This window comes from Prevotella pectinovora (assembly GCF_041323955.1).
Classification (GTDB): Bacteria; Bacteroidota; Bacteroidia; order Bacteroidales; family Bacteroidaceae; genus Prevotella; species Prevotella pectinovora.
The window spans coordinates 110,873-136,336 of record NZ_JBGLIV010000001.1 but is presented as its reverse complement, the minus strand read 5'-3'; the positions used below and the strand labels follow the sequence as shown (position 1 = coordinate 136,336).

The 25,464-nt window shown below is 50.3% G+C and carries 14 protein-coding genes and 2 pseudogenes; 6 read left to right on the top strand and 10 right to left on the bottom strand.

Features of this window, described 5'->3' with window-relative positions:
- Positions 1-202 precede the first annotated feature (202 nt).
- The 9 genes and pseudogenes from ACDC99_RS00520 to ACDC99_RS00480 form a co-directional block, all read right to left on the bottom strand.
- A complete protein-coding gene (locus tag ACDC99_RS00520; protein ID WP_044065953.1) occupies positions 203-1,675 on the bottom strand; it encodes an alkaline phosphatase family protein in 1,473 nt (490 codons plus the stop codon).
- 42 nt (positions 1,676-1,717) lie between these two features.
- Positions 1,718-9,106, bottom strand: a pseudogene (sov, locus tag ACDC99_RS00515) (T9SS outer membrane translocon Sov/SprA); the annotation flags it as partial.
- 213 nt (positions 9,107-9,319) lie between these two features.
- Positions 9,320-9,925: a Holliday junction branch migration protein RuvA gene (gene ruvA / locus ACDC99_RS00510; protein ID WP_022315819.1), complete on the bottom strand. Its 606-nt coding sequence runs from the start codon at positions 9,923-9,925 to the stop codon at positions 9,320-9,322.
- 1,041 nt (positions 9,926-10,966) lie between these two features.
- The gene (locus tag ACDC99_RS00505) at positions 10,967-12,934 is read right to left on the bottom strand and encodes a tetratricopeptide repeat protein (RefSeq protein ID WP_370755329.1); all 1,968 of its coding nucleotides are present in this window, start codon (positions 12,932-12,934) and stop codon (positions 10,967-10,969) included.
- Positions 12,935-13,249: 315 nt separating this feature from the next.
- Positions 13,250-13,552: a DUF6804 family protein gene (locus ACDC99_RS00500; RefSeq protein WP_044074373.1), complete on the bottom strand. Its 303-nt coding sequence runs from the start codon at positions 13,550-13,552 to the stop codon at positions 13,250-13,252.
- 77 nt (positions 13,553-13,629) lie between these two features.
- The gene (locus ACDC99_RS00495) at positions 13,630-14,433 is read right to left on the bottom strand and encodes an ADP-ribosylglycohydrolase family protein (protein ID WP_278841114.1); all 804 of its coding nucleotides are present in this window, start codon (positions 14,431-14,433) and stop codon (positions 13,630-13,632) included.
- 166 nt (positions 14,434-14,599) lie between these two features.
- Entirely contained in the window at positions 14,600-15,211 is a 612-nt protein-coding gene (locus ACDC99_RS00490) for a hypothetical protein (protein WP_370755327.1), read from the bottom strand.
- A gap of 424 nt (positions 15,212-15,635) precedes the next feature.
- A complete protein-coding gene (locus ACDC99_RS00485; protein WP_370755325.1) occupies positions 15,636-16,166 on the bottom strand; it encodes a hypothetical protein in 531 nt (176 codons plus the stop codon).
- A 40-nt stretch (positions 16,167-16,206) separates the two neighbouring features.
- Entirely contained in the window at positions 16,207-17,100 is an 894-nt protein-coding gene (locus ACDC99_RS00480) for a hypothetical protein (RefSeq protein WP_370755323.1), read from the bottom strand.
- Positions 17,101-17,452: 352 nt separating this feature from the next.
- Between ACDC99_RS00480 and rhaD the strand changes: the two genes are divergently transcribed.
- The 3 genes from rhaD to ACDC99_RS00465 all read left to right on the top strand — a co-directional run bounded on the left by rhaD (position 17,453) and on the right by ACDC99_RS00465 (position 20,323).
- The gene (gene rhaD, locus ACDC99_RS00475) at positions 17,453-18,262 is read left to right on the top strand and encodes a rhamnulose-1-phosphate aldolase (protein ID WP_288763224.1); all 810 of its coding nucleotides are present in this window, start codon (positions 17,453-17,455) and stop codon (positions 18,260-18,262) included.
- 224 nt (positions 18,263-18,486) lie between these two features.
- On the top strand, positions 18,487-19,083 hold the full coding sequence (locus tag ACDC99_RS00470) for a DUF6621 family protein (protein ID WP_042519208.1): 597 nt from the start codon (positions 18,487-18,489) through the stop codon (positions 19,081-19,083).
- 13 nt (positions 19,084-19,096) lie between these two features.
- On the top strand, positions 19,097-20,323 hold the full coding sequence (locus tag ACDC99_RS00465; RefSeq protein WP_022315830.1) for a saccharopine dehydrogenase family protein: 1,227 nt from the start codon (positions 19,097-19,099) through the stop codon (positions 20,321-20,323).
- A 195-nt stretch (positions 20,324-20,518) separates the two neighbouring features.
- Here ACDC99_RS00465 and ACDC99_RS00460 read toward each other — a convergent pair.
- A pseudogene (locus ACDC99_RS00460) lies at positions 20,519-20,758 on the bottom strand (IS982 family transposase); the annotation flags it as partial.
- Between the two features lie 234 nt (positions 20,759-20,992).
- On the opposite strand from ACDC99_RS00460, the gene ACDC99_RS00455 reads away from it, so the two are divergent.
- From ACDC99_RS00455 to ACDC99_RS00445, 3 genes are all read left to right on the top strand, one after another.
- The gene (locus ACDC99_RS00455; protein WP_022316238.1) at positions 20,993-21,436 is read left to right on the top strand and encodes a prolipoprotein diacylglyceryl transferase family protein; all 444 of its coding nucleotides are present in this window, start codon (positions 20,993-20,995) and stop codon (positions 21,434-21,436) included.
- A 19-nt stretch (positions 21,437-21,455) separates the two neighbouring features.
- Positions 21,456-23,141: a helix-turn-helix domain-containing protein gene (locus ACDC99_RS00450; RefSeq protein ID WP_370755321.1), complete on the top strand. Its 1,686-nt coding sequence runs from the start codon at positions 21,456-21,458 to the stop codon at positions 23,139-23,141.
- A gap of 117 nt (positions 23,142-23,258) precedes the next feature.
- Positions 23,259-25,421: a choice-of-anchor J domain-containing protein gene (locus ACDC99_RS00445; RefSeq protein ID WP_370755319.1), complete on the top strand. Its 2,163-nt coding sequence runs from the start codon at positions 23,259-23,261 to the stop codon at positions 25,419-25,421.
- The last annotated feature ends 43 nt before the right edge of the window (positions 25,422-25,464 follow it).

The window sequence follows — 25,464 nt, the reverse complement described above, 5'->3', positions numbered from 1 at the left end:
AGGGGAATCATATACCATCAAAAACACGCTCTAAGTATGCTCGTAGCGGCAATTTTTAGCCCTTATGACGAATTGTTTAACATAAACTGATTTTTTAAGATGAAAACTTATATGCCCTTAAATGGGCTCAGGTGGAGTCGCAATAGCGGCTCTGCCAACTGTGATATGCCTCAAAGTGCCGTTTTCGGACGGCCTGGGGGGGTTATTTCATCTCTACGGCATTGCCGATACAACCGTTTGGCATCTGGATATGCACGAGGTTGCAGATGGTGGCGGCGATATCGGTGATGTAGGTAGGATGGTTTGTCTTGCCATGCTTCACTCCCCACCCCATCATGAGGAACGGGATGTGGGCATCATACGGATTCCATGCGGAGTGTGTTGTGCCTGCCTCTATCTTGTCGCCATACACATCATACCATCCCGGCTGCAGAATCAGCTGCACATCGCCATTACGCTTTGCATTGTAGCCGTTGAGCATCTTCTCCTTGATGTATGGCGGCACCGTGGCATCAGCTACATGCTCCATATCCACGGCATAAGCCACATAGTCTTTCTTCATGAAATAGTCGATGACATCCTTCTTCACATTGCTCAGCTCCAGTCCTGCCTTCTCGATGGCGTCATGGTCGAGCGCCACGTTGTATGCCATGATATAGCGTGTGAAGTCTGCATCCACACCATATTTCTGTCTGAAATAAGCGTTCAGCTCCTTGATTTCCTTTTTGTAAGAGAAACCACCGGAGGGGATGCCATGCTCCTGGTTCATCAATATGCCGTTTGCCGCTCCGTGGTCGGCAGTCAGGAAGAGCAGATATTCTCCCTTGCCGATAGTGGTGTCGAGATATTTCATGAAGTCGGCAAGACGCTTGTCGAGGTCAACGAACTGGTCTTGTATCAGCTGGCAGTGGGTACCATACTTGTGTCCTATCTTGTCTGTCGACGAGAAGCTGATGCATATCATGTCGGTTTCGCCCTGCTGTCCGAGTTTCTCATTGGTGATGACGTTCTTTGCCATATCCATCGTCACCTCGTTTCCCGCTGGCGAGAGGTTTATCTGGTCTTCGGTATATTTGCTCACCGTCTTGTTGTATTTCTCTACCCATGCCGGAAGCTGCTTCATATAATATGTGCTCGACACGAACTTGCTCTGCTTGCCGTCAATCCAGTAGGCGGCGTCAGCGGCATGACCGGCGGGAAGGATGGCGGCACGGTCTTTTATCGCCACCCCGATGACACGCGACTTGAAATCCGTTGCCACCTTGAGCTCGTCGCCGATAGTGGTGCAGAACATGTTGCGAGGCGACATCTGTCCGGCTTTTGTCTTAGTGCCTACGCCAGCCACTGTGGTATCGGCGGTGCAATAGGTGAACTTGCCGTTGATGAGAAATGAGTTTCCCTGTATGCCGTGGATTGCCGGTACAGAACCTGTATATATAGAGGTGTGTCCTACGGCAGTGATGGCTGGGATGTAGTTTATCATCGTGTTCTCACAGTCGAAGCCTTCGTTCATGATCCGCTTGAATCCGCCTTCTCCATAGAGGTCGTAATAGCGGTGGAGATAGTCCCAACGCATCTGGTCTACAACGATTCCTACTATAAGTTTCGGTCTGCTCTGGGCGAATGTCGCCAAGGCTGCCATGATAAGAACAGCTGATAAAAATAGTTTCTTCATATTATTGCTATTAAAGTTGTTTTCACTATTTACATATTCATTTTATCTCGTCAGCGAGAACTTCAGACTAAGTCCGAAGTCCTGTGTCGTCGTCGGATAGCTGCTGCTTGAGAGCAGCGGCGTGTTAGTCTGACGGTCGTAGTAGAAACTCATCGTCAGCAGACGCGACAGTGTATAGTCGGCGGCAAACGAGAGTTTGAACGCTGAGTTTCCGCTGCTTGCCGAACTTGTCATCGAGGCGATGTCTCTGCATATAGCGGCTTGCTTACGGAACGAGAGGTCGAGACGCAGGTTGAGGTCGGTATTGAAACCGCTCCTGTTGTTTCGGGAGTTATTGTTGCTATTCTTCTCGTCGGTGCCCGTCTTCTTTCCCTTCACCTTGCGCGCCTTGTTGCCGTTGCCCAGGAGTCCGAAGAAGTCGAAGTTGTTCACCTTGTATCCCATTCCTATCACCCAGTCGTTGCTCGACGACTCGTTGAGCTGCACACTCGTCATACTGAGGCTCAGCACTCGTGTCTGCCTGTATTCCAGCTTTGCCGTGAGGTTGTTGTGGAACGTCATGTCAACACCGAGCAATGGCGAGAACGACTCGTTGATGCTCACCGTAGACACATTGAACATGCTGCTTGGCGTAGGGTTGCCGGTAGTGGCGTCGGTGACGAATCCGAGACCGTTCATAAACTCCTGATAGGTGCTGAACGAACTGTAGGAGCCTACTGCATACACGCTCTTGTAGGCATGGTTGATATTGAAGCTCTTGAACACCTCGCTGAACCATGGCAGTCTGACGAGTCCGCTGTATCTCACGCTCCAGTTAGGCAGGAGTCTCGACAGCGTAGGGAAGATGTCGAGAGATTTTCCGCCCATGCTGGTATATGTCGAGAGGAAGGCAGGAATCATCACGTCAGCACTGTATTTGCTCACTGTTCCGTTCTCCGGATTGAAGGTATTGCCTGCCAATGTGGAACCTGCCGGATATACGGCATTCTGATACTGGTTCTCCACTCTCTGGCGGAAGCCCTCAAGCGAGTTGCAGAACTTCTCGAACGATGCCGAGTGGTATCCGTTGTTGGCGTCGCCCATGCTCTCGAAGGCAGATCCAAGACTTATCGTAGTCATCGTGAACGTACCGCTCTGCGTTGTCGGCATTCCCTGATACATATACTGCACGCTCTTCGCCGTAGTCATCGTGCGCGATGCGTTGAGGTCTATCTTCAGGTCCTTCACCGGTTCGAGCGTCATCCTCAGCTGCAGGTCCTCGGTCTTCGATGATGTAGCCGGCGTTGCCACACTGTCTACCATCAGCAGCCATCCACGCTCTGCACTCTTCTGCACATAGGAGTCGTCAACGAATCCGAAGGCGAAGTCGAGTCCTGGCGACATGATGTCGCCGCGGCGCTGTCCGAACACGTTGCCCACCTCCGGCAGGAAGCCCGGAAGCGACAGGCCATACTGGTTGCGGTACGACAGGTTGAAGTTTCTGACGAGCATCAGTCCTCTTGCCACCACCTGCATGGTCTTATACCAGCTCTTGTTTTCGAGCGGTTCCTTTGGCGTGACGAGCAGCTTCACCGTTGTGGCAGAGTCCACCTTCGACGTGATTTTTATCTTGTTGTTGTCGATGGTCTTATACTTCAGCTTAATCATCTTTCCGTCTTTTGTCTTTGCCGACACGATGAGTCGCTTGCTCTTCTTGCCGTGGTTCACGGTCATTGTGGTATCCGGCAGGAGCGTTATCTCCTTTTCAAAAGATTTCTTGTTCTTCGGCAGTTCCTTCGCCTCCTTGAGATTTCTCCTTGCCTCATTGGCCTCCTTAGGCGATTTAGCTCCGTCACGCTTCTTCTTCGTAGCATTGTTGGTGCGCTTGTTGAACCTCTCGTTAGCCTTCTTCAGGAACGGGATATGGTTATAGAGTTTCTCGAAGTTCAATGCTCCGTTGATGTTCAGCGTCCTGTTGTTGGATATCACGTTTCCGAGCGACTGCCCGTCTTCCTGGTCCGTTCCTCTCGTCCAGTTATACGTGGCGTTGTAGTTGGCGTCGGCAGTAATCCAGTCGAACACAGGGATAAGGTTTATCGGCACCTGATACGACGCCGTGAAGTTCTGGTTGTAGTCGAGCGGACGACCGAAGTGCTTGATACTTGTCCACACGGAGTCTTTCCAAGCCGTATACTGGTCTGGATAGAGGTCTTTGTTTACAGGAGTGTATGGTTCCTCGATTTCTGCATGAGTGGCACTGTTGAAACTCATGTGGAGGTTCTTGGTGAGGTCCCAGCGTATGGAGAATTCCCTGTTCCAGAGGAACTGCTCGCTGAATGTCAAAGGCAGCTCACTGTTCTCCAGACTCTCCATATCCCTCTCCTGCAGCTCATAATAGTTTCTGAGCATCTCGGTGTTGAAGGTGATGTTCTGCGGCAACCAGTTCAGACCGAAGCGCTTCAGTATGTCATACCATTTGCTGCGGCTCTTGATTTTCTTGAACGGTTCGAATGCCTTGTATACCGGCGTGTAGCTGTAGTTCATCGAACCGCGCCAGTTGTCCTCGTTCTCATAAATCGTAGTCTCGCCGCTTGTATGCCTGTGGCTGTGGCTGTAGCTGAACGAGAAGTTTGCCGGGTCGTAGGGCATCGGATGCTTCTTCGTGGCTATGCCAACCTTCATGTTGGAGAGTGAGAAGTTGGTGTTCGTGGTCTTCGTCACGGCAATGCTTTCTATCGAGTCTTTCTCATGCTTCTCCATCGCGTCGAGAGCGTCGTCGAGGAGCATATCCGTGTCGAGCGGGTTATACTTGGGTCGTGTCTCCTCTTTGGTCACAGAGTAATAAAGAGGTATAGAGACCTTAGCCTTGTCGGGGAAGAACTTTCCGAGCTCAAAGTTCGTGGTCACGCTATACGACTTGTAGTTGTCCTGCGCTCTCTGTGCCACACCGTCTTCGAGTCCGCCGAATCCTTCGGTGACATATTTTCCCTGCACGTTAACGCTACCCACATCAGAGAGCTGCACGTTGAGGTTGCCCTGTGCCGCCCATCCGCCGGAGTTGTTGTATTCCTTCAGTCTGAGCTCATTCACCCAGATTTCTCCTGACTTCTGTTCGGAAGCAAGGTTTCTCACACCGATGATCATCGTTCTCACCTCGCCGAGCGTAGGGTTACCAACGATGGTAATCTTGTTGTTCGGTTTGTCGCTGTCGTATGCCGTGAACGGATAGCTGTAAGAAGCCTGTCCGATGGCTTTCGCCTTGTTGCGGTCTTTCTTGAGCTGGGTGAAAGCGCTCAGCGGAATGTCGAGCATATTCTCCTCTGGCCACACGAGTTTGCAGTCGGCACCGGAGTAACGGTCGTAATGTCCTGGAGCGGTGAGCTTCAGCGGAATCTCATATTCGTAGTAGTTGCTCTTGTAGTCGGAACCGAATCTCACGAACACTGCCAACTGGTTGTCCTGCAGGTTTGTAGAGTTCTGTTCGAAGGCGTTGGCATGCACGAACATCTGCAGACGCTTATACTGTCTGAGGTCGAGGTTCGTGTTCTTGTATACTGCCTTTGCCTCACCGTTAGAGAGGTTTGTCACCTGAATGTCGAGCGACTGCTCGTTGCTCTCTGTGAGCTGTGGCTGCGTAGGGTCTTGCTCTCGACGGATGCCAGGAGGCAACACGTAGTTCACCGGCACTCGGTCGTTGTTCTCCTCGATGTTCACGGCGCTGACTGCCATCTTGCCCGACTCGCTGCCGGTACTGAGCGACTGCTCATAGATGCGCCACTCTCCCCTCACGAGGTCGAGGCTTCCGAATCTCAAAACGATAGGCTTCTGGAAGTCGGTGAGGAACATACGCATGAATCGTATGGAGGTGAAGTCTGTTATTCCGCCTACGTTGCGTTCGTAGTCGTCAACAGGTATGCGGAACTGATACCACGTCACTGTTTCCGTGGTATCGTTGCGCAGTTTCACTGATGTCTCACGCTTGTCCACGATGTAGTTCTGTCCCACCACGAGGTCTTGAGGACGGATGCTCACACGATACTGATAATATTTCTCGTATTCGTTCAGCGTATAGTCCTGGTTGATGTCCTCCACGTCGGGGGTAGTCTTGTATGACGTGTCGTAGCTCTCGCTCCTTGAGTCGCTGTCCGGCGAGTTGCCCTGCGGATTGTTGATGCGCTTGTAGCGTGCGAGGATTGGCGTGCGTGCCTTGTCGTAGTCAGATCCACGGAAGTAGTGATAGTTGTCGTTTGCCGGGTCTGCCAATATCGAGTCGCGTGCCGCTCCGGTCACTCTTGCCTGCACGGCATCGAGGAATGTGCGGTATGGAGCGAAGTTCTGCTCCTCCTCGTCGGTCAGTCCGTTGAATCCCACATCCTGCTTTGCCCTTGAGCCGGCTGATGTGGCGAAGGAATAAGTCACGGTAGACTGTGTAGGAATCTTTCCCCACTGTGTAGTGGTGAAGCTGCTCGAGCCGTCTACCGGCATACCGCTCTCATAGAATTTCTTTCCGTCGCGCAGCACGTCCTCACTCACCTCTCCGAGGTTGATGTAGAAGTCGCCACCATACTGTGCGGCGTCTGGCTGCTTGTTGGAATAGATGAATGGGTCGAGCATCCAGAACTCAATGTATTCGATGTTTGCCGTCTCGAAGTCGCTGGTGTCGAGACGCCTCATCATACCACCCCAGTTTACAGTCGGCACGGGCAGCGTGCCGTCACTGTTCAGGTTAGGGTTGAAGTTATAAGGTCCGCGCTCTGACGGATAGAAAGCGAGGTTGAGTATCGGCAATGTTGCCGTTGCGCCGTTGTAGCTGCTCTGGTCGCGGTTTGGGAACAGCTCCCTGACATACACCTCTCTGACATAGTGGTTTGAGAGCTGATGGAGGTCGCTCTTGATGTGTCCCGGTGTGAGCGAACTGCTACGACGGGTGAACAGAGGGTCGATGTTATACCATGCGAGCAGGGCACGCTGGAAACCGCTCTGCAACGTCGTCTTGTCGTTGTAGTTGGGGAACATGGTCGGCACGCTTGATATTATCCACGACGACGGTGTACTCACGTCGATGGTGTTCTTCGTGTTCTCGAAGTCGTCGATATACGAGGCGTTGTCTTGTGTGCCGCTTGCCTGTCCTGCGATGAGCTGGGCGAACTCTCCCGTGAAGGATATCTGCGACGGCTGGGTGCAGTGGAGGAACGGTATCTTGTCGAGCACGTTGGTGAGCCACTGGCTCTCCTTCTTCCAGTTGATGTTGAGACCCCAGAGGGTGTTGTTGAGCGGTTCCGATCCCATCGACACCTTTGTGGTGAGCGCCTGTTCAGACAGGTGCTGGAAGGTACCGCTGAGCTGGAAGTTCTTGGTGAAGTCGTATTCCCAGTTCAGTCCGAGCATCGTCTTCCGTTGCTGTGCGTAGTCGGTATTGCTCTCGAGCGACACGTTGACTGCCGTTCCGGCATCGATGATGCTCTGGTTGAGGATTGTCACCTCTCCTGCCGAATAGTCCACGCTATAGTCTGAACCTTCGGAGAGGGTCACGCCACCTGCCGTAACGACTACAGAGCCCTGCGGCACGTTGTATGCTCCGAGGGAGATGACGTTTGCCGAGGTGCCACGGAACTGTCCCGTGAGTCTGTATTTGTCTTTCTCGGCAATCTGCTTGGCTACGGTCTTGGTGGAATCGTAAAGTTCTGTATAACTGTATTTTGCGGCTTTCTCAGGAGAGACACCCTTTGCCACGAGCTGGTTGTAGAGGTATCTTCCGAACGGCTCTGCCTCCGGGAAGAACACTCGTCCGTTGCTCACGGTGTATCCTTCAACGAAGTCGAAGTATCCGTTGCTGTGCACCTTGTTGTTGTTGTCGAGTCGGTCGGCACCGAGCAGCTTTATCATGGTGAGGTCTTTCACCTGCTGCTCCGGAATATACGAGAGATAGACTCCCGTGGTGTCGCTCTGGTATTTCACGTCGAGTCTGAACTTGTCTTTCTCTACCGACGAGGCGAGATAATACACGTTCTTCATCATGAGGTCCCAGTTTCCCTGTCTTGGATTGTTGCTGGTGTTCTTGAGCGCCTTCACGAAGATTGCCTGCTGCACATCTTTCATATCTGACGCAAACTCTCCCACCTGGTATGTCTGTCCGCCGGCAGTATATTCGTATGCCACGGCGAGCACCTGGTCGGTCTGCAGTGAAGACTTGAGCGACACGTATCCGAGGGCTTGGTTGACGGAGTATTCTGAGGAGCTGAGCAGACGGGCGCTCTGCAGCTTCTCATAGTCGGCGCCTCCCACGAAGCCAGGGATACCGTCGAGCACGGTGCTCGTCTGGTCGATGTCTCGCGCTGCGGAGTAGGAGTTCACGATTGTAGAATACTCACTGTTGGCGTTGTTCGACGGAACCGGCGAACCGGTGAGTCCCCACATAGGGTTGCTCACCCGTGTGTTTTCACCGAGGTCGGTGAGTGCCACGATGTTACGGGTATTGGTGGTATTTCCCTGCTTGTTTGTCACCCATATCTCCACACGGTTTATGGTGATTCCGGTGGTGAGGTTGGGCAGGGTCTTCATTGCCGCATCATACTTCTCGCGGAAATAGCGCGAGAGGAAGAAGTGACGGTTCTCCTCATAGTCTGAAGCGTCGATTTCGAATGGTGTGAGCTGCACTCCGCCTTTCGACGACACGCTCTTGCTCGACGACTTCTTCTGAGAGATTACTGTCTGCAGCTTGAGTTTGCCGAACTGCATGTCGGTTCTGATACCGAAGAGCGAGGATGCTCCCTTGACGAGCGAGGAGTTGCTCGGGAACGACACGTTACCTGCCTCCACGAGTTTTATTATCTCGTCTTCCTTGCCTTCATATTTGAGTTTGAGGTTCTGCGAGTCGAAGTCGAAGGTGGCATCGGTGTTGTAGTTGAGGTTCATGTTCACCTTGTCGCCCACCTTACCGTTCACGTTGAGGTTTATCTTCTCGTCGAAGTTCATCGTCGTTGTCTTGCGGTTGCGGATAGGGAGCGACGGGTTGTCGATTTCTTTCATCGTGGCTCCGAGCTTCAGCTCTGCCGTTCCCTGCGTCTTGATGCGCACGCCGCCGGGTCCGAAGATCTTCTCTGCCGGTCCGAGACTGAAGTGCATGTCGGAGAACGAGAATTTCTCTTTTCCCTTAGCCTTCACTATCTCGTCGTTCTTGTCACGGAAAAAGCGGTTCATCTCCTGCCTCTCGCTCCATTTGCGGTATTCGTCGGGAGTCATAATGATTGGCGTGGAGAGATAGCCGCCACCCATTCTCGAACCGATGAAATAGCGGTCGAGGGTGTCGTTGTATACCACGTCTTGCTTGATGTTCTCCGGAAAACTGAGGTCGGCGGTGCGTTTGTCCACATCGTCGATGGTCACAGGAACGCTGCGCTGCACCTTCCATCTGGGATGGAGCAGCGAGTCAGGAATGGAGTCGTCTTCTATAGTGAGGAGCGAGAGTCCCGAGAGTTCTTTCTTCAGGGAGTCGGCAGACGCCTTTCCGCCTCGCTTCAGCGTGGCTGGCCCTTTGCGCTTGTCTTTCTGCTGGGCCTGCTGGCGCGTGCGGTCGTCCTGAAGTTGCGGCACGACATTGAGAGCGAGCACGTTGATGCTCACCAGCACGATGATGATGCCAAGGAATTTCTTTATGTTTGTCATTTACTTTATCTGCTTGAGTGCCAATTTCACGACCTGTTCTACAGGCAGCTGTGGATTGTCTGTAAGGATTGCCGAAACCACCTTTGCCGACGGTGCCGGCGAGAAGCCGAGCATGGTGAGGGCGCCTATAGCCTCGTCTCTCACCTCGTTGTTCATGGCAGATGCCGCCGCAACACCTGCTGCCGGCATCTGGTCTGCTACTCCTTCCACGGCAATCTTGTCTCTCAGGTCAACTATGATGCGCTGTGCCGTGCGCAGTCCGATACCTTTCACAGTCTTCAGCATCTTCTCGTTGCCCGAAGAGATGACGTTGCACAGTTCTGCCGGCGACATGGCGGAGAGAATCATGCGGGCGGTGTTGGCTCCTACTCCCGACACAGTGATGAGGAGCAGGAACATCTCCCGCTCTTGCTTGGTGGAAAATCCGAAGAGGGCATACGCATCCTCTCGTATGCTCTCGACGACATACAGTTTCACTTCCTTCTTGTTCTGTATGCCGCTATAGGTGTTAAGCGAAATGCTCAGTCCGTAGCCCACTCCATGAGCCTCAACAACAGCATAGGCTGGCGTGAGCTCGGCAAGCTCGCCTCTAACGTATTCTATCATAAATCAAAAATGTGGTGTATATACGACTTTATAACGCTCTTCTCCCATTATTATTGTATAAAGAGGTGTCCAATATTAATTATTATGCGAACCTGACAATGATGATCACTTCAAAATGCGCTCCAAAGACATGAGTCAGAAGCTCTCCTCCACTGCATATAATGGGATATTCTTCATCCAGTCCTGTTCTCTGTAAGGCGACATGGAAATTATCTTTCCATATCGCATAGTTTTTTTTAGATTCCGTTGATAATTCAAAATGCTTTTATAACATAAAAACAATGCAAAGATACACTTTTCTACACGAACTTTTGCAACAATACCACACTTTTCTACACGAACTTTTAAAGCAGCACTACATTTTTCTACACGAATTTCAATGATGAATGAATACACTTGAACACAAATGGTTATATGTCCATAAATGGGCACGACGCTTGCCCAACTGGGGCACGCTGCTTGCCCATCATGGGCAACGTGCTTGCCCCGGATGGGCAGAATTTCTGTCAGAGGTCTGCCCAATAAGTTAATGTTGTAATACTCACATTCCTGTTTTCAGACTTCTGCCAACGCATGCAATACCTCACATCTGACAATTCCTCTCATCAGCAAACCATCCAGACAATTGCCTGACAATCGTCAGGCAGCCAATTGTCTGTTTGTCAGAATGTTACAATCAAAAACCAGATGGTCTGACAGTTTTTTTGGAAATTCCCGGTTTTACTGAAAATCAGCGATATTGGCAACTTTTACACATATCGATCAACATAAATGGAAGAAGTGGACGTGGACGGACAGGAGGGACTGACGATGACTCCCGACGAAACCTCGCAGACCATTAAATTTGCAGACGGAACAAAGAAATCAGTAAAGGTGATTAGATAAGAAGGATAATGTGATGTTTTGCGGATAAAGCAAAACGCGGCGATGCTCCGACGCATCGATGATTTTTTAGTGATACCTTCCTGGACGCTTTACAGGAAAGTATCACTTTTTCATTTGACATCTTCACTCCCCACTCGGCCATTTGGCAGTTTGGGCTCACAAGAGCGGTTTCTTCTTGGCAAGCAGCAGTTTTCTGATTCTCTCCGCTTCCTTATCAGCCTCCTTCCATCGGCGCAGGGACTTGAAATAGCTGTCGATGTCGGCAAGACCCTTGTCGTATTCTCCAGCGTAGAGATAAGCCTGGGCGCGGTTGATATACGAGGCGTTCCATGTGTAGGCGTCATGCTCGATAATCAAAGTGTTCTCACGGATAGACTTTTCGTAGTCTACGGCATTGCAATACATATCGCCGAGATTGAAATGGGCGAGAAAATTCTTCGGTTCCATTTCGAGCACAGCCATAGATGCCTCCACCACTTTCTGGCGCAGGCGCTGCTTCTCTGTCTCGCGTTTTTTCCTGCTCAAGTATTTCTTTTTATTGAATTTTTCAACATCACTGACAGCATCGCGCATTCTATGATTTCTACGCCAGAACTCTTCTTCTCTGAGACACCGCTCTTGGGTATTGCTGCCCTTGACTACGGGCACCCGCATGACGGCGGCGGAATAGCTGACCAGACTACGCGGCAGAGAAATATATTTGGCATAGTCTCTGTATAGCCTCAACAGATTCTTGTCTTTGGAATCTTCCCTCCTGAATTCCCTGTTGCGCATCTGCAGATAGTAGTTGCGCGCCGCATATTCGTCCATCACTCTGAGGAACGCCGATTTGATTCTGCTCGTACATTCGTTTATCTTGTTGTCTATGGGATTAACGAGACTGTCCACCGTGGCACGCAACCGGGCATCGTCAAGGCGGTTGCTGGCGAGACGGTAGAGCGAGAAGATCTCCTCGGTGAACTCTGAGAGGAACTTGAATTCCACTCCCTCTTTATGACGGAGATAGAACACATACAGGGCACGGGCGAGGGACGGCATCTTCACCTCGCGGTTGTCAAGTTCGGGAATGAATATCCGCAGGTCGTCAGCCACTGTGATGTGCATCAGCGGAGTGGCAGTCTTCCGTGAGTCGTTTATCTGCTTCACGAGGTCTTCGCCAAGCGTATGCAGCAGGAGTTCGATATATCCTCCCTGCTTCAGTATCTCAACCCTCTCTCTGATTTCTTCGGCTATATCTTGCATTTTCTTTTGGTCGTAATAAAACGAATAGTCTGAAGCGTTGCTCTGATTTCCGTGTAATTCGGATTCCTGCCTGTCGTCGAGAGGGTATTCATCCCTTGGGCGCACACTGAACGGGGCATGTTTTTCTCCGCAGTAGAACCTGAAATATTCCTCGAACGCCTCCTTGATTTTATCGGGGCAGCAGGTCTGCAGGTCTATATAGAAGAAGGTGGATTTTGAATAATTGACGTCATCATATAATCCGCATCCAAAGTCTCCATTGTAATAGCCAAGGCTCAACAGCCCCGCCTTGCCGCCGGTAAGGTCCATACCGATTAGAGAGGCGAACATCCGGGTGAACTGTTCGGTGGTGATGCCGCGTATGCCGTCTCTCATCTCGTCGGTCATCGATGCTGCGTCGAGAGGGAAAGCATAGGCAAGGTCTTCGTCAGAAATGTTTTTCAGCTCGGGTATATAAACGAAATGGTAGTATTTCTCTGAGAATTCCTTGCGGATATATTCTATATTGTTTCTGATGAATGAGTTGAGAGGCTCGTTGTATTCCGTCTCCACATATACCACATAGTATTTGTCGAACAGCACAGGCAGCTCGTTCCTGCATACTATCTCTGTATGCGAGATGAGCTTCCGGCGTGGCGGCCATTCTTCCTCGGCATCTCTATTCCGGAATTTCCACCCGTTCTCCTTACATTCCTGTATTTTCTCCCAACCCGTCACTATGCCAAGATAGATAAGCATAAGGATTGCTATCACCAGCAAAACGGGCAGCAGCAGGGTGTGGATTATTGCCGTCAGGATAATCTCGTTGCGGTGTTCCTTTTTTGCACGCTCCTCCTTCGCTTTCTCCTCCTCTGGAGTGAGGGGAGGCTTGTTTTTTTCCATATAGCCGTATAGCATGATGTATTGAATTTAGTCGGCAGTCAATAGCTTATGCAAATGTAATCATAATTTATATTGCTGCGAAAAGATTTGGTGATTTAGTTTTCTGCTTCTATATGATAAAAACAAGGTGAATGATAGAGTTTGTCATTGTTTTCCTTGTCTTTTACCATACAATAATTAACTTTGCGTCAGGTTATATATTCCATCCGATGAAAACAACAAAAGAATACATATTGCTGATATCGTCTAAAGCCGAGGAACTTAAGCGTGACTTCGGCATTAAGTCATTGCGTATTTTCGGTTCAGTATCAAGAATCAGTTTTTTTCAATCGTCTTTTTATTTACCGCAAATGTCAGCACTATCAGCAGAACCGCCACAGCGACATCCACGATATTCCATACGTCCCTGCCCAACGCTATCTTCACCAGCGGTTGGAACAGCAGGGCCAATGCTCCGAAGGTCCACACCAGCGTCTCCTTCTTCATTTCATAATACTTGTACGCCATATAGGCGAACCCCACCGTTGCCGCCAGCCTCATCAGCGTATAATAGCCGTAAGGCATCTTGAACAGACAGAGCAGCAACAGTACTGCCAGGATGATATTGAGTTGTTTCATATTGTATGTCAGTTTAAATTTATTCATTGGAAACAGGTTATCCTATCACTCCACAATATTCCAAATTCCTTTTATTGTTATCTATATTCAATGCCACACTTCTCGTCAAACTCCTCGTTGGTCTTCTGCATCCATTCCGGAAGTTTCTTCAGAGCCTGATAGACCAGCGGTTCGGGCATTTCCCGATAGAAGGCGTATGCCATAGGACCGGCGATTGCAGCCAGCGTGTCAGCATCGCCGCCAAGGGATATGGCGAGGCGCAGACAGTCCACATAGTCTTTCGAAGCAAGGAAACTGATTATTGCCGGACCGAGGCTCCCCGGACAAGTGGAGTCGAAGGAATAGGCGGGCTTTATTTCCTCATAGCTCTTTCCTGCCCAGAAGGGATACTCCTTGTCGAGAATCTCCTGCCGGATGAAGTCTTTGTCCTTTCCGTTTTTCAGATGGAAGATACAGCGGGCGGCAACCACAGCCCCCTTTATGCCCTCCGGATGGTTGTGTGATGGGAGAGCCGTCTCCGTGGCAAGCCTTATACACTCCTCCTCCGTATGTGCCAGCCATCCTGCTGATGAGCACCGCATGGCACTGCCGTTGCCGAAGCTGCGATAAGGCAGATGGTAATGGTCGCCGAGCCACAGTCTGAACCTACTGCCGAACCCAGCGTCAATATGTTGGTTGCCACACATCCAGAGGTTTGACGCCATGTCCAAGCCGTGCAGAAAAGCCTCCGCACAGGCAAATGTCAATACCGTATCATCCGTGAAACGTGCTCTCGACGAGAACATCTTCACTGCGTCGTAATCCTTGGTCCTACGACTTCTTCCCTCGTATGCGCTGCCGGCTATATCGCCGATAGCAGCTGACATCAACAGATTCTTCATATTCTTTGCTCATTAGAATTTCCGATGCAAATATAGGAAGGATTTTCATAGCAGCAAAGATACATGTGTAAAATATACGCAAAGAATTATCCATTTAACTTTCTTTTGCGTAATAATTACACAACGACATCTTTGCATTAAGGGGAAAGCCCTCTGCATCCACCCGTCACGGATTGAAGCGCACCGACTCAAGCAAGGGTTCCAGATAGTCACCTTTTCCCTTGTCGTATGCCGAGACAAGACACATCTTTCCAGTTGCCTTGTCAAACAATACGGCAAATCTCCAATACACGACAATGCCTTGACCTGTGTATTTCCTCACCCTTATACACTTGGTGACCCTCTTGTCCGACTTCGTTACATCTGCAACGACAGCAGACTCATATCCTTCCATTTCTTCACCACCCAAATCGCTGTAAATGGAATTAATGTGTTCGGGCGAGTCATCACTGTCAAAGCCACTGTTTAACGTAACTTCAGTTTCGGATTCGCCTAAAAGCAAGAATATCCTGCAACCCGCAAACACACTGTCTTTGCAGATGAACCCTTTCGGCACACAAAACACTATGTTGCCATCTGTGCGTTGCCGACGTACATCATTGTTCTGCGTCTTTGACTTCTTTATGGGCGCAGGTCTCATTCTGTCTGCTCTCGACGTGCCTGCCATAATGAATACGGCAAGCACAAGCATAAACGCACCTACGAACACGCCCCGTTGCCGGACAATACTCCAACGCCGAAGTCCCTTCTTCATTTCATTTCCTGAACTCTCTGCCATAGCCAATCACTTTTTTTTATGATAACCCCAATTATTTCTCTTTATTATTCCATTCATCACACTTTTTGTGAAGCATGACGGAATTCCATAAACCACATCAAAATCATCTTCTTCTGGCATCGTCGCCAAAGAAAAACGAGAATACAGAAAGGCCAGTAAAGATCCACCAGAACACATTATATGCCGCGGTGTAAGACTCTGCCTTATACAAAGCATCAGTAAACCAGCTCCGGATAAAGTTTGAAATGAAGAACATACCGTGCCAGATACCAGAATACCAAGTGTAAGTCTTGTCTGGGTCTATATTACATAACAGCCATCCTACGAGGCATGAAACTAATATATATAAGACTATATACCTAATAAATCCCCACATAGCCAATAAACATTTTATCTGTTTGAATTATTCAGAATTGTCCGATTCCTAATCATATTCCTCATAGTTCCAACAGAAATATATGATATAGCAATCAATGAGGAACAGAATGACGAGCAGACATACGGACAAGGCATTATACCAGAAACCACGCAGGTCTGGATTATAATTATCTTCGAAGAACAAGACGCTGACCATATTGATGAAACTGAAGAGAAGTACTGTCCCCGACAGTATGGTCATCACTCTGGATCCGCTCACAACCTTTATCAGCGTGGATGTCAACCCTCCCAAGATAACCACGGCAATGACAATTATAAAAAATATTATCAATATTGCAAGTCTGATTTGAAAATCATCTCCACTGAATACTGCCATAAGTTTCCCCACAACAGGAATTGAAGCATAACACAATGCGTCACTGAAACTGAAATCAAAGATACTATTCAACAGTAACGGTACGAGCACCAGCGTTGAAACCAACACCAAGGAAAGCAGCATGTTCAGTCCCCATGCCAGAATAACGCTCAAAAGAAATGAACCGATAAGCCTCGGAGTGTAATGTGTATTTTCTTTCATAGCCTATTCAATTTGTCTGTTCTTAATAAATACTCTATCATTATAGTTCACTTATAACGGGTCCTTCTTTCTCCCTTTTCGGAAGCATATAAGAATATTGAGGTGGGAAGTTCTCCCTCACTTTGGTTACAATGTATTTGCAGAAATCTTCAACGTCATCAAATGAGGAGTAGCATTGAAACGAGTCGATCATTTTTTCTTTCCACTCCCAAAAGAATTCCATTTCCTTTTTCATGTTAAAATCCCTCATCGTCTGGATTATCAATCCCACATTTGCCTGATTCAACAAAAAATCAAGGTATAAAACAGGACTGAATTCCTTTCTCCAATCCGGTACTCCCCTTGCTATATCACGTGGCTGTCTATAGGAACGTCCCCAATCCGGACTGTCGTCATAGCCAAGAAATTCAATTATGTTCAGAAACAAGGACTTGAGAATTACATTCTTGTCTATCGGTATTCCATAAAGGAAACATACCCTACAGTATTCGGCTCTTGAAAGTGCGTAATCTGGAAGGTTGAGAGAAGGAGAAACGACCTCATCCTCGCCCCAAGGGGCTGTCTCGGCAAGATATTGATAATAGCCCAATGTCTTGATGAGCAAAAGCTTCTGCGACAGGACATAATCCTTGCTTGTATTGTGTATTATAAAGAGGGCCACTTCTTTTGTCTGCACAGACATCCATCTTTCTTTGAGGAGTGGCATAAGTTCCGGAAACCACCGGTATTGCATTTTCAAAGATGCGAAGTCCATATCAGTCTTGCTCCCGTTCAGAAATGCCCTGAGCACCAGTCTCTTGTCTTTCCGGCGCAAGAAATAGAAGCTGTCTCTCAATATTTTTCTCGATTCAACTATCTTTCCGCTTTTCCTATCCTGGAACTTTTTCAAAAGGTCCAGAATTTCTGAATGTTTGGTCTTCAATATGTATTCCATTTCGGTATGCTTTTATTTAATAGTCTATTATGCCGGCAAATTTACAACATTACAATCACCATACAAATAATTTGGGCATTTGCAACCTTGCAAACGCAGCGAGAATCCATAAACAGAAAATGATTCAGGAATCACGCCACACCCTCTCATCGCAAAAATAAAAGTATAAAAATCAATTCTTACAACCGACGGGAGAATAAGATACATTATCTTTGCATAAGATAAGCTGCACCTCAGCATAATATCCAAGCAAGCTTGATATTCTGCATTCGGTTTGCATTATCTTTGCATAAGATAAAAAACTACACCTGAATAAAAACATAATCATAGAACATTACACATACAAAACATCATGAAGAGTATATTGGAAGGACGCCCCGCACTCAGCAGCGAGGTGGAGAAGATTGCCGAAGTGGCTGGATATCTGTGGCAGAACGGATGGGCAGAACGCAACGGCGGAAACATAACTGTGAACGTGACGGAATATGCCGACGAGGAGATGAAGGCAATGCCTGCCATCAGCGACGTGAAACAAATCGGAGTGACGCTGCCGGCTCTCAAGGGATGCTACTTCTACTGCAAGGGAACGGGAAAGAGAATGCGCGACCTGGCAAGACGCCCAATGGAAAACGGAAGCATAATACGCATTCTTGACGACTGCGCAAGCTACGTGATAATCGCCGACAACGAAGTGATGCCTACTAGCGAACTTCCATCGCATCTCACCGTGCATGCGCATCTCATAGAGACCGGTTCACCATACAAGGCAACGGTTCACACACATCCTATCGAACTGGTGGCAATGAGCCACAACCGCAAGTTCCTGGCAAAGGACGTGCTCACCAACATCCTCTGGAGCATGATTCCGGAGACGAAGGCATTCTGTCCGCTGGGACTGGGAGTGGTGCCCTACGAACTGCCTGGTTCTAACACCCTCGCCAACGCCACGCTGCGAGAACTCGAAGACTACGACGTGGTGTTGTGGGAGAAGCATGGCGTGTTTGCCAAGGGACTCGACGTGATGGACGCTTTCGACCAGATCGACGTGCTCTCAAAGAGTGCAAAGATATACATCAGTTCCAAATGCATGGGCTTCGAGCCAGAAGGCATGAGCCAGGAACAGATGGCCGAGATGAGCAAGGCATTCAACCTGCCTAAATAAGACTGCAACAAACTGATACGACCAGCCCCATCCTATACATTCTTCCGGGAATGCAAGGATGGGGCTTAAACGTATTGCAAACAGCCTTTTATGCCCAAGCTATCAGAGAGCAGACAATCCCCAAAGGCCCAATTGACCGCTTGGGGGATGAAATAAGTAAGAAAATTGCAAATCTTACCTTTGCAAATTTTGTTCTGAAAGCGATTTACGCTAACTTTGCAACCATGAACAATGTTTTTGACAATCCAGCGAAATGGAGCGAGAACGTGATAATCGCCGACGCCGACTTCATCGACAAGGTGGCGTTTGACCTCACCGTGAACTTTGAGCGTATGCTGATGAGAAGAATCCCGAAAGCCGACCTGGCAAGATGGATAGACTGCGTAGCTCTCGACGGAGGAGTGAGAGAGGGGAAGAACGAGGTGCAGGTGGTGTTGATCCACGACAAGAAAACGGAGCGTCTCGACAACTTCACGCCCTCCGGCATAAAGACGGAAATAAACGGAATGGCATTCAACGACCATCTCGGAGAGTTCTCGATGAGCGCATACCCCGTGGAAGAACTGGTGAGCAAAGCTGACTTCATTGCCGAAGCCGCCATGATAGCAAGTTCGCAGAAGGAAGTGAAGCGGGTGATGGTGGTTCCCGACGACGAGGAAGCATACGCCAAAGTGCGCCACGCCCTCAGACGCATCGATGACGAAGGCAAGCGCATCACGCTATTTGCCATGCAGCCCATGGAGGGAGGAAACTTCAGACAGGAGATTCTGGGATATTCGCTCATGAGTGCATTGGGAATTAAAGGAGAAGAAATAAAATAAAAAAAACATAGATATGGGAAAAGTACTTATCATTGGCGCCGGCGGTGTAGCCACCGTGGCTGCCGTAAAGATTGCACAGAACGCTGATGTCTTCACCGACATCATGATTGCAAGTCGCACAAAGTCTAAATGCGACAAAATCAAGGAGTATATCGGAAATCCTGACATCAAGACCGCTCAGGTTGACGCCGACGACGTGGAGCAGCTCAAGGCTCTCATGAACGACTACAAGCCGGAGCTCTGCGTAAACCTCGCCCTGCCATATCAGGACCTCACCATCATGGAGGCTTGTCTGGCTTGCGGAGTGAGCTATCTCGACACTGCCAACTATGAACCGAAAGACGAGGCTCACTTCGAATACAGCTGGCAGTGGGCATACAAAAAGCGTTTCGAGGATGCCGGACTGACGGCAATCCTGGGATGCGGATTCGACCCCGGTGTGACAAGCATATTCACGGCATACGCTGCAAAGCACTATTTCGATGAGATTCAGTATCTCGACATCGTGGACTGCAACGCAGGAAACCACCACAAGGCATTCGCCACAAACTTCAACCCTGAAATCAACATCCGTGAGATCACCCAGAAGGGTCTCTACTGGGAGGACGGAAAATGGGTGGAGACTGCTCCGCTCGAAATACACCAGCCGCTCACTTATCCTAACGTGGGACCGAAGGAGAGCTATCTGCTCCACCACGAGGAGATTGAGAGCCTCGTAAAGAACTATCCTACCATCAAGCGCGCACGTTTCTGGATGACATTCGGACAGCAGTATCTGACTTATCTCGACTGCATACAGAACCTCGGCATGTCGCGCATCGACGAGATTGAATACGAGGCTCCGTTGGCCGACAACCCTGACAAGAAGGTGAAGGTAAAGATCGTTCCGCTGCAGTTCCTCAAGGCAGTATTGCCTAACCCACAGGACCTGGGCGAGAACTACGACGGAGAGACAAGCATCGGATGCCGCATCCGCGGACTGAAGGACGGCAAGGAGCTGACATACTATGTATACAACAACTGCAGCCACCAGGCAGCATACCAGGAGACCGGAATGCAGGGAGTGAGCTACACCACCGGTGTGCCGGCAATGATCGGTGCGATGATGTTCTTCAAGGGACTGTGGCGCCGTCCGGGTGTATGGAACGTGGAGGAGTTCGACCCGGATCCATTCATGGAGCAGCTGAACAAGCAGGGTCTGCCTTGGCACGAGATCTTCAACGGCGACCTGGAACTGTAATACACCAAACGGTCTGCCGGACAAGACAGACGATATAAACGAAGAGTGTGTCGTAATGATATATAATAAGGTGTGGTTACAAGCCTGCCTGTATCATTGCGACACACTCTTTGTCATTAGAAGTAGACAAGTTGACGGGATACGAATAAACAAGGTGGACGCCTTATAAAATACAAAAGACTACCCCAATTCGGGATAAGACTTCATCGTACCCTTAATAAAGAACAGGTAGTAGTGCTTGAAATTGCGGAATGTACCAAAATGAAAATACAACAGAATGGTCATGATTTCACTGTCGGACAACGATGCTGCACGCCGTCTACGCTTCACTCCGCTATTGTCTTCCAGCAAATTTCCTGCATTTTCTGCATCAAAATGTTTGCAAAACTCGTCTATAATACAAAATAATTCTGTAACTTTGTAATCGGTAGTCATATTAAATATTTTTGTAACTAATTGATTTTCACCTATAAAGGTACAAAATATTTATGAGACTACCAACTTTTTATGAACAAAATCTTATCCCGAACTGGGGTAAGGTATCTTCAACAGACAACGAAGGTATCTTCATTTTTTGGCTCAAAATTCCCCCTTTTTCGAGCCAAAAGGGGCGTTATGTCAAAATAAATCCGTAACTTCGCAGGGAGAATCAAATAAACGTTTATAAAGATGTCATTAAAATGTGGTATCGTGGGATTGCCCAACGTGGGCAAATCCACGCTTTTCAATTGTCTGTCAAGTGCCAAGGCACAGGCAGCCAACTTTCCTTTCTGTACGATAGAACCCAATGTGGGCGTCATCACCGTGCCCGACGAGCGTCTCACCCGTCTGGCAGAGATAGTCCATCCCGGAAGAATAGTTCCCGCCACCTGCGAGATAGTGGATATTGTCATTGGCCTGCTGCTCTACCGCCGCTGGCCCCAACGGGTGGGCACGGGCTATTATTTCGGCCTCTGCCTCACCGGCATATTCACCGCCCGTTTCTTCATCGAATACACCAAAGAGGTGCAGGAAGCCTTCGAGGCCTCACTGCCCTTGGACATGGGCCAACTGCTCAGTCTGCCTTTCATCGCCATCGGCGCATGGTGCATGATGAAAGCAGGTCGTCACTAAGCCACCAATCCCCCACCCTATGCCGCATACCGCCGATAAAAGCCCCTGGCGCCCATTCGCCTCACTTCTGCTGGCCATGCTCCTCAGCTCGGCCTGCATCGGCATGTATGCCCACGACAACCGCCAGCATCCCATCGAGGCACAATACCGCCAGCTGTCAACCCTCAATGCCCAGTCCCTGTTGCGCTACGGCGAAACCCAGACAGGCATCCAGGCCGACGACCGTGCTCTCGTGGCCTTCAACATCCTGATGAGCCGCTACTCTGCACAGATGGAGCGGCAAGACAAATACGCCTGTGCCAAGGCCGCCTGCCACATCGGCAACATCTACTACATGCGCTGCTCCTATTCCAAGGCCATGGAATATTTCCTCACCAGTCTCAAACTGTGCGAAGACAACGGCTTCAGCGACATGATTCCCCGCATCTACAACATGATAGGCAATGTCTATAGCATGTTCAACGACTTTGAGCGCAGCTCCATGTTCTATCGCAAGGCACTCGCCGTGGCACGCCACAGCGGCGACAAGAGCTTCGTCAACCGTCTGCTCAACAATCTGATATGCGCCTACCCCACCAAAGAGCCCCTCAGCCGCATCAAGGCCTACTACCGAGAGATGGCCGCCAACCGCGAGCAGCGTCCACGCTACCACTACAACCTGCTCATGGACAAGGGCATGATACTCTCCTACGAGAACCGCCACCGCGAGGCCATCCGCTGGTTCCGCCAGTCGGCCCACTATGCCCAAGAACATCAGTTGGGCGTTGAGTGCGAAGGCTCTTCATACACAAGCATGGCCGAATCGTTTCTCCGCCTCAACCAAGTAGATTCAGCCCTGTGCTATCTGCACACCAACGAACGTCTGGCACGCGAAAACAACCAAGCCAACCTGCTGGCCGAAACACTGAAGAAGCTCTATATGCTCTATGAGAAGCGCAATTTAGAAAGAGCCCTTCAATACAAGTCAGAATACCTCGACCTCAACGACTCCATCTATAACATCACAGCGTTCAACCACCTCAAGAACGCCCAGTTTCTCTACGAAACCAACCGCAGCACCGACACCATCAACAACCTCACGTTGGAGAAAGAGCGCAAGGAGATGCAGCTCACCATGCAGCGCCGCTGGCTTGTCACCCTCATCGCCTGTTCGCTGCTGTTCATGGTGCTGCTTGCCGTGGTCATTGTGCAGAAACGCCGCCTCAAGGCATCCTACAACAGCCTCTATGAGCGCAGCAAGGCCATGCTCACCGAAGAGAATGCCTATCGGCAGCGCATACACGACCTCGAAGAGCAGTCGCCGCGCCCCACCTCCACCACCGTGCCCGAAGAGCAGCGCAAGGCCATTCTTGCCTGCATCATGCACACCATGGAGCAAACAGAAGATTTCTGCGACAGCAACTTCACCATCGAGCGTCTTGCCGAGAAGGCAGGCACCAACACCCGCTACGCCTCACAAGTCATCAACCAAGTGTTTGGCAAGAACTTCCGCACCCTGCTCAACGAATACCGCATCAAAGAAGCCATGCGCCGCCTGATGGACGACGACACCTACGGCAAACTCACCATCAAGGCCATCTCAGAGAGCGTGGGCTACAAGTCGCAGGCCAATTTCATCACCGTCTTCACCCGCATCACGGGCATCAAGCCCAGCATGTACCAGAAGCTGTCGAGAGAGGAAAAAGAGAAAAAAATCAACGCATAACGCTCTTTTGGTTACTGTTTCGTGAAATAGTAACCGCAAACACATGCAAAATGTTCCATTGATGCCCATCATTCATTATCTTTGCAGCATCTTATTATTTTTTAAATCTCATAGCTTATGAAACCAACATTACACCATCACCGGTCGTGGGCATCCACACTGTTTGCCCTCTGTCTGCTGCCCATGGGCGCACAGGCACAGACCAACCTCCAGGCAGAAGTCAACGGAAGCAAGGTTGACCTGTCATGGGAATTGCCAACAGGCATGAACGATGTAGAGAACAACGGTTTTGAAGACGACACCTTCCCTGGTGAGGGGTGGACGGTGCAGACCGCCAACGGCAGCGACTACCGCTGCACATGGTTCCACTACCCCACCGATGATTTCTCACAGTTCGACAACTACACCGACTACATCCACACGGGCAGCCACAGCGCCATGGTATTCATGGACCTTGGCACTCACCCCGACGGTTCGTCGGCCAACCAAGACGAGTGGCTCATATCACCGCCATACGACAACGCCACCAACCTCGAGTTCTACAGCTACATCGACCCCATGGTGCTCGAATACGACACCTACGAGGGCTACGACGACCACTATTATGTCAAGGTGAGCCACGATGGCGGCAACACTTGGCAAGTGATATGGGATGCCCGCACCCAGTGCTCACCCGACGGCGGCTGGCAGTTGGTTTCACTGCCCTTGGGAGCTGCCACCCCCGACACCCGCATCGCCTTCCACGCCGTGAGCGGCAAGGCATCAGCCACCGACCATCTCTATTTCCTGTGGGCCATCGACGATGTGCGCATCAGCGGCCCAGCACCCGCTGCCCCCATCAGCAAGGCAGCATCCACCACCTCATTCGGCGGCTACAACATCTATCTCGACGGCCAACTCATAGCCGGCAGCATCAACGCACGCCAATACACCGATGTCAGCGAGAAAGCAGAGGGCGAGCACACCTACCGTGTGGCCTTCTACGATGCCCTCACCGATGAGGAGAGCGAAGGGGTGGAGACCACGGTCAACATCCTTGCCCCCACCTTCGATGCACCACTCAACGTGCAGGTCAGTTCACGCTACGACAGCGAGCAGGGCTACACAGCTGTGATTACATGGGACGAACCCCAGGGCAACCAAAAACCTGAAGGCTACATTGTCTATTGCAACGGCATGTGGGCAGGCTATGGCATCACGGAAACCAGTTTTGAGAACACCGGGCTCACCAAGGGAGTTTACGAATACAAGGTGTCGGCCATGTACGACAATCCCTCGGGCGAATCAGAAGCCGTGGGCGATGTGATAGCCATCGGCACGCGCATGCCCGTCACCCAGCTTTCGGCCGAGCTTGGCGACAACGGCCAGGTCGAGCTGTCATGGCAAGCCCCCGCCGACCGCGACCACAGCGTCAAGGGCTACAACGTTTACCGCAGCACCACCGCCATAGCCACAGGCATCACCACCTGCACCTACACCGACACGGCTGTTCCTCAGGGCCAGTTCGACTACACCGTCACCGCTGTTTATGACGATGATGTAGAGTCGATGCCATCGGCAGTGAGCATCAGCAATGGCACCATGCCCGTCCATCCGCTGCCCTTCAGCGAGACATTCGACACCCCGTTCAAGCCAGCCGACTGGACAGTAGAAAACCTGTATCAATACACCGAAGACTTTTATGTATGGAGATTTGACGATTGGTTTGAGATGAACATCAACGGCAATGGATTCGACGGCTATTACGCCTCCATCGACGGCATCAGCGCCGGCTGGGCAGGCATCATGGCCCACCTTGTCACACCGCCGCTGAGCACAGCCCACGAAGCCGGCCAGACGCTCACCCTGAGCTACGACCTCGACTATCTGTCGATGTGGGACGACTGCGAGGCCTTCATCGAATATTCCACCGACCGCGGTGCATCGTGGCAAGACGTGGAGATGCTCACCCCCTACCATGACACCGACCTGGAAGAAGGCGCAACCTGCAGCCCCGTGCACATCACACACGATGTGACCAACCTCTCCGACACGGGCGAAATCATGTTCCGCTGGTATTACAGCGGCAATATGGACGGCCACATAGCCATCGACAACGTGCGGCTCGAAGCTACCGGCACCACCGGCATCAGCCAAGCCACCACTGACCACCAGCCGCTCACCGTCTATACCACACAGGGTGTGAAGGTAGCCGAAACCAACGGCGCAACCCCTGCATTGCCAGCAGGAGTGTACATCTTCCGTCAAAACGGCCACACCGTCAAGAAAACAGTGAAATAAAACCAACGCCAAACATCCAATAAGGGCTGTGCCGTCAAAATTC

Coding starts and splice junctions, on each gene's coding strand:
- ACDC99_RS00520 (WP_044065953.1), bottom strand. CDS start 1,675: ATGAAGAAACTATTTTTATCAGCTGTTCTTATCATGGCAGCCTTGGCG.
- ruvA (WP_022315819.1), bottom strand. CDS start 9,925: ATGATAGAATACGTTAGAGGCGAGCTTGCCGAGCTCACGCCAGCCTAT.
- ACDC99_RS00505 (WP_370755329.1), bottom strand. CDS start 12,934: ATGGAAAAAAACAAGCCTCCCCTCACTCCAGAGGAGGAGAAAGCGAAG.
- ACDC99_RS00500 (WP_044074373.1), bottom strand. CDS start 13,552: ATGAAACAACTCAATATCATCCTGGCAGTACTGTTGCTGCTCTGTCTG.
- ACDC99_RS00495 (WP_278841114.1), bottom strand. CDS start 14,433: ATGAAGAATCTGTTGATGTCAGCTGCTATCGGCGATATAGCCGGCAGC.
- ACDC99_RS00490 (WP_370755327.1), bottom strand. CDS start 15,211: ATGGCAGAGAGTTCAGGAAATGAAATGAAGAAGGGACTTCGGCGTTGG.
- ACDC99_RS00485 (WP_370755325.1), bottom strand. CDS start 16,166: ATGAAAGAAAATACACATTACACTCCGAGGCTTATCGGTTCATTTCTT.
- ACDC99_RS00480 (WP_370755323.1), bottom strand. CDS start 17,100: ATGGAATACATATTGAAGACCAAACATTCAGAAATTCTGGACCTTTTG.
- rhaD (WP_288763224.1), top strand. CDS start 17,453: ATGAAGAGTATATTGGAAGGACGCCCCGCACTCAGCAGCGAGGTGGAG.
- ACDC99_RS00470 (WP_042519208.1), top strand. CDS start 18,487: ATGAACAATGTTTTTGACAATCCAGCGAAATGGAGCGAGAACGTGATA.
- ACDC99_RS00465 (WP_022315830.1), top strand. CDS start 19,097: ATGGGAAAAGTACTTATCATTGGCGCCGGCGGTGTAGCCACCGTGGCT.
- ACDC99_RS00455 (WP_022316238.1), top strand. CDS start 20,993: ATGTCATTAAAATGTGGTATCGTGGGATTGCCCAACGTGGGCAAATCC.
- ACDC99_RS00450 (WP_370755321.1), top strand. CDS start 21,456: ATGCCGCATACCGCCGATAAAAGCCCCTGGCGCCCATTCGCCTCACTT.
- ACDC99_RS00445 (WP_370755319.1), top strand. CDS start 23,259: ATGAAACCAACATTACACCATCACCGGTCGTGGGCATCCACACTGTTT.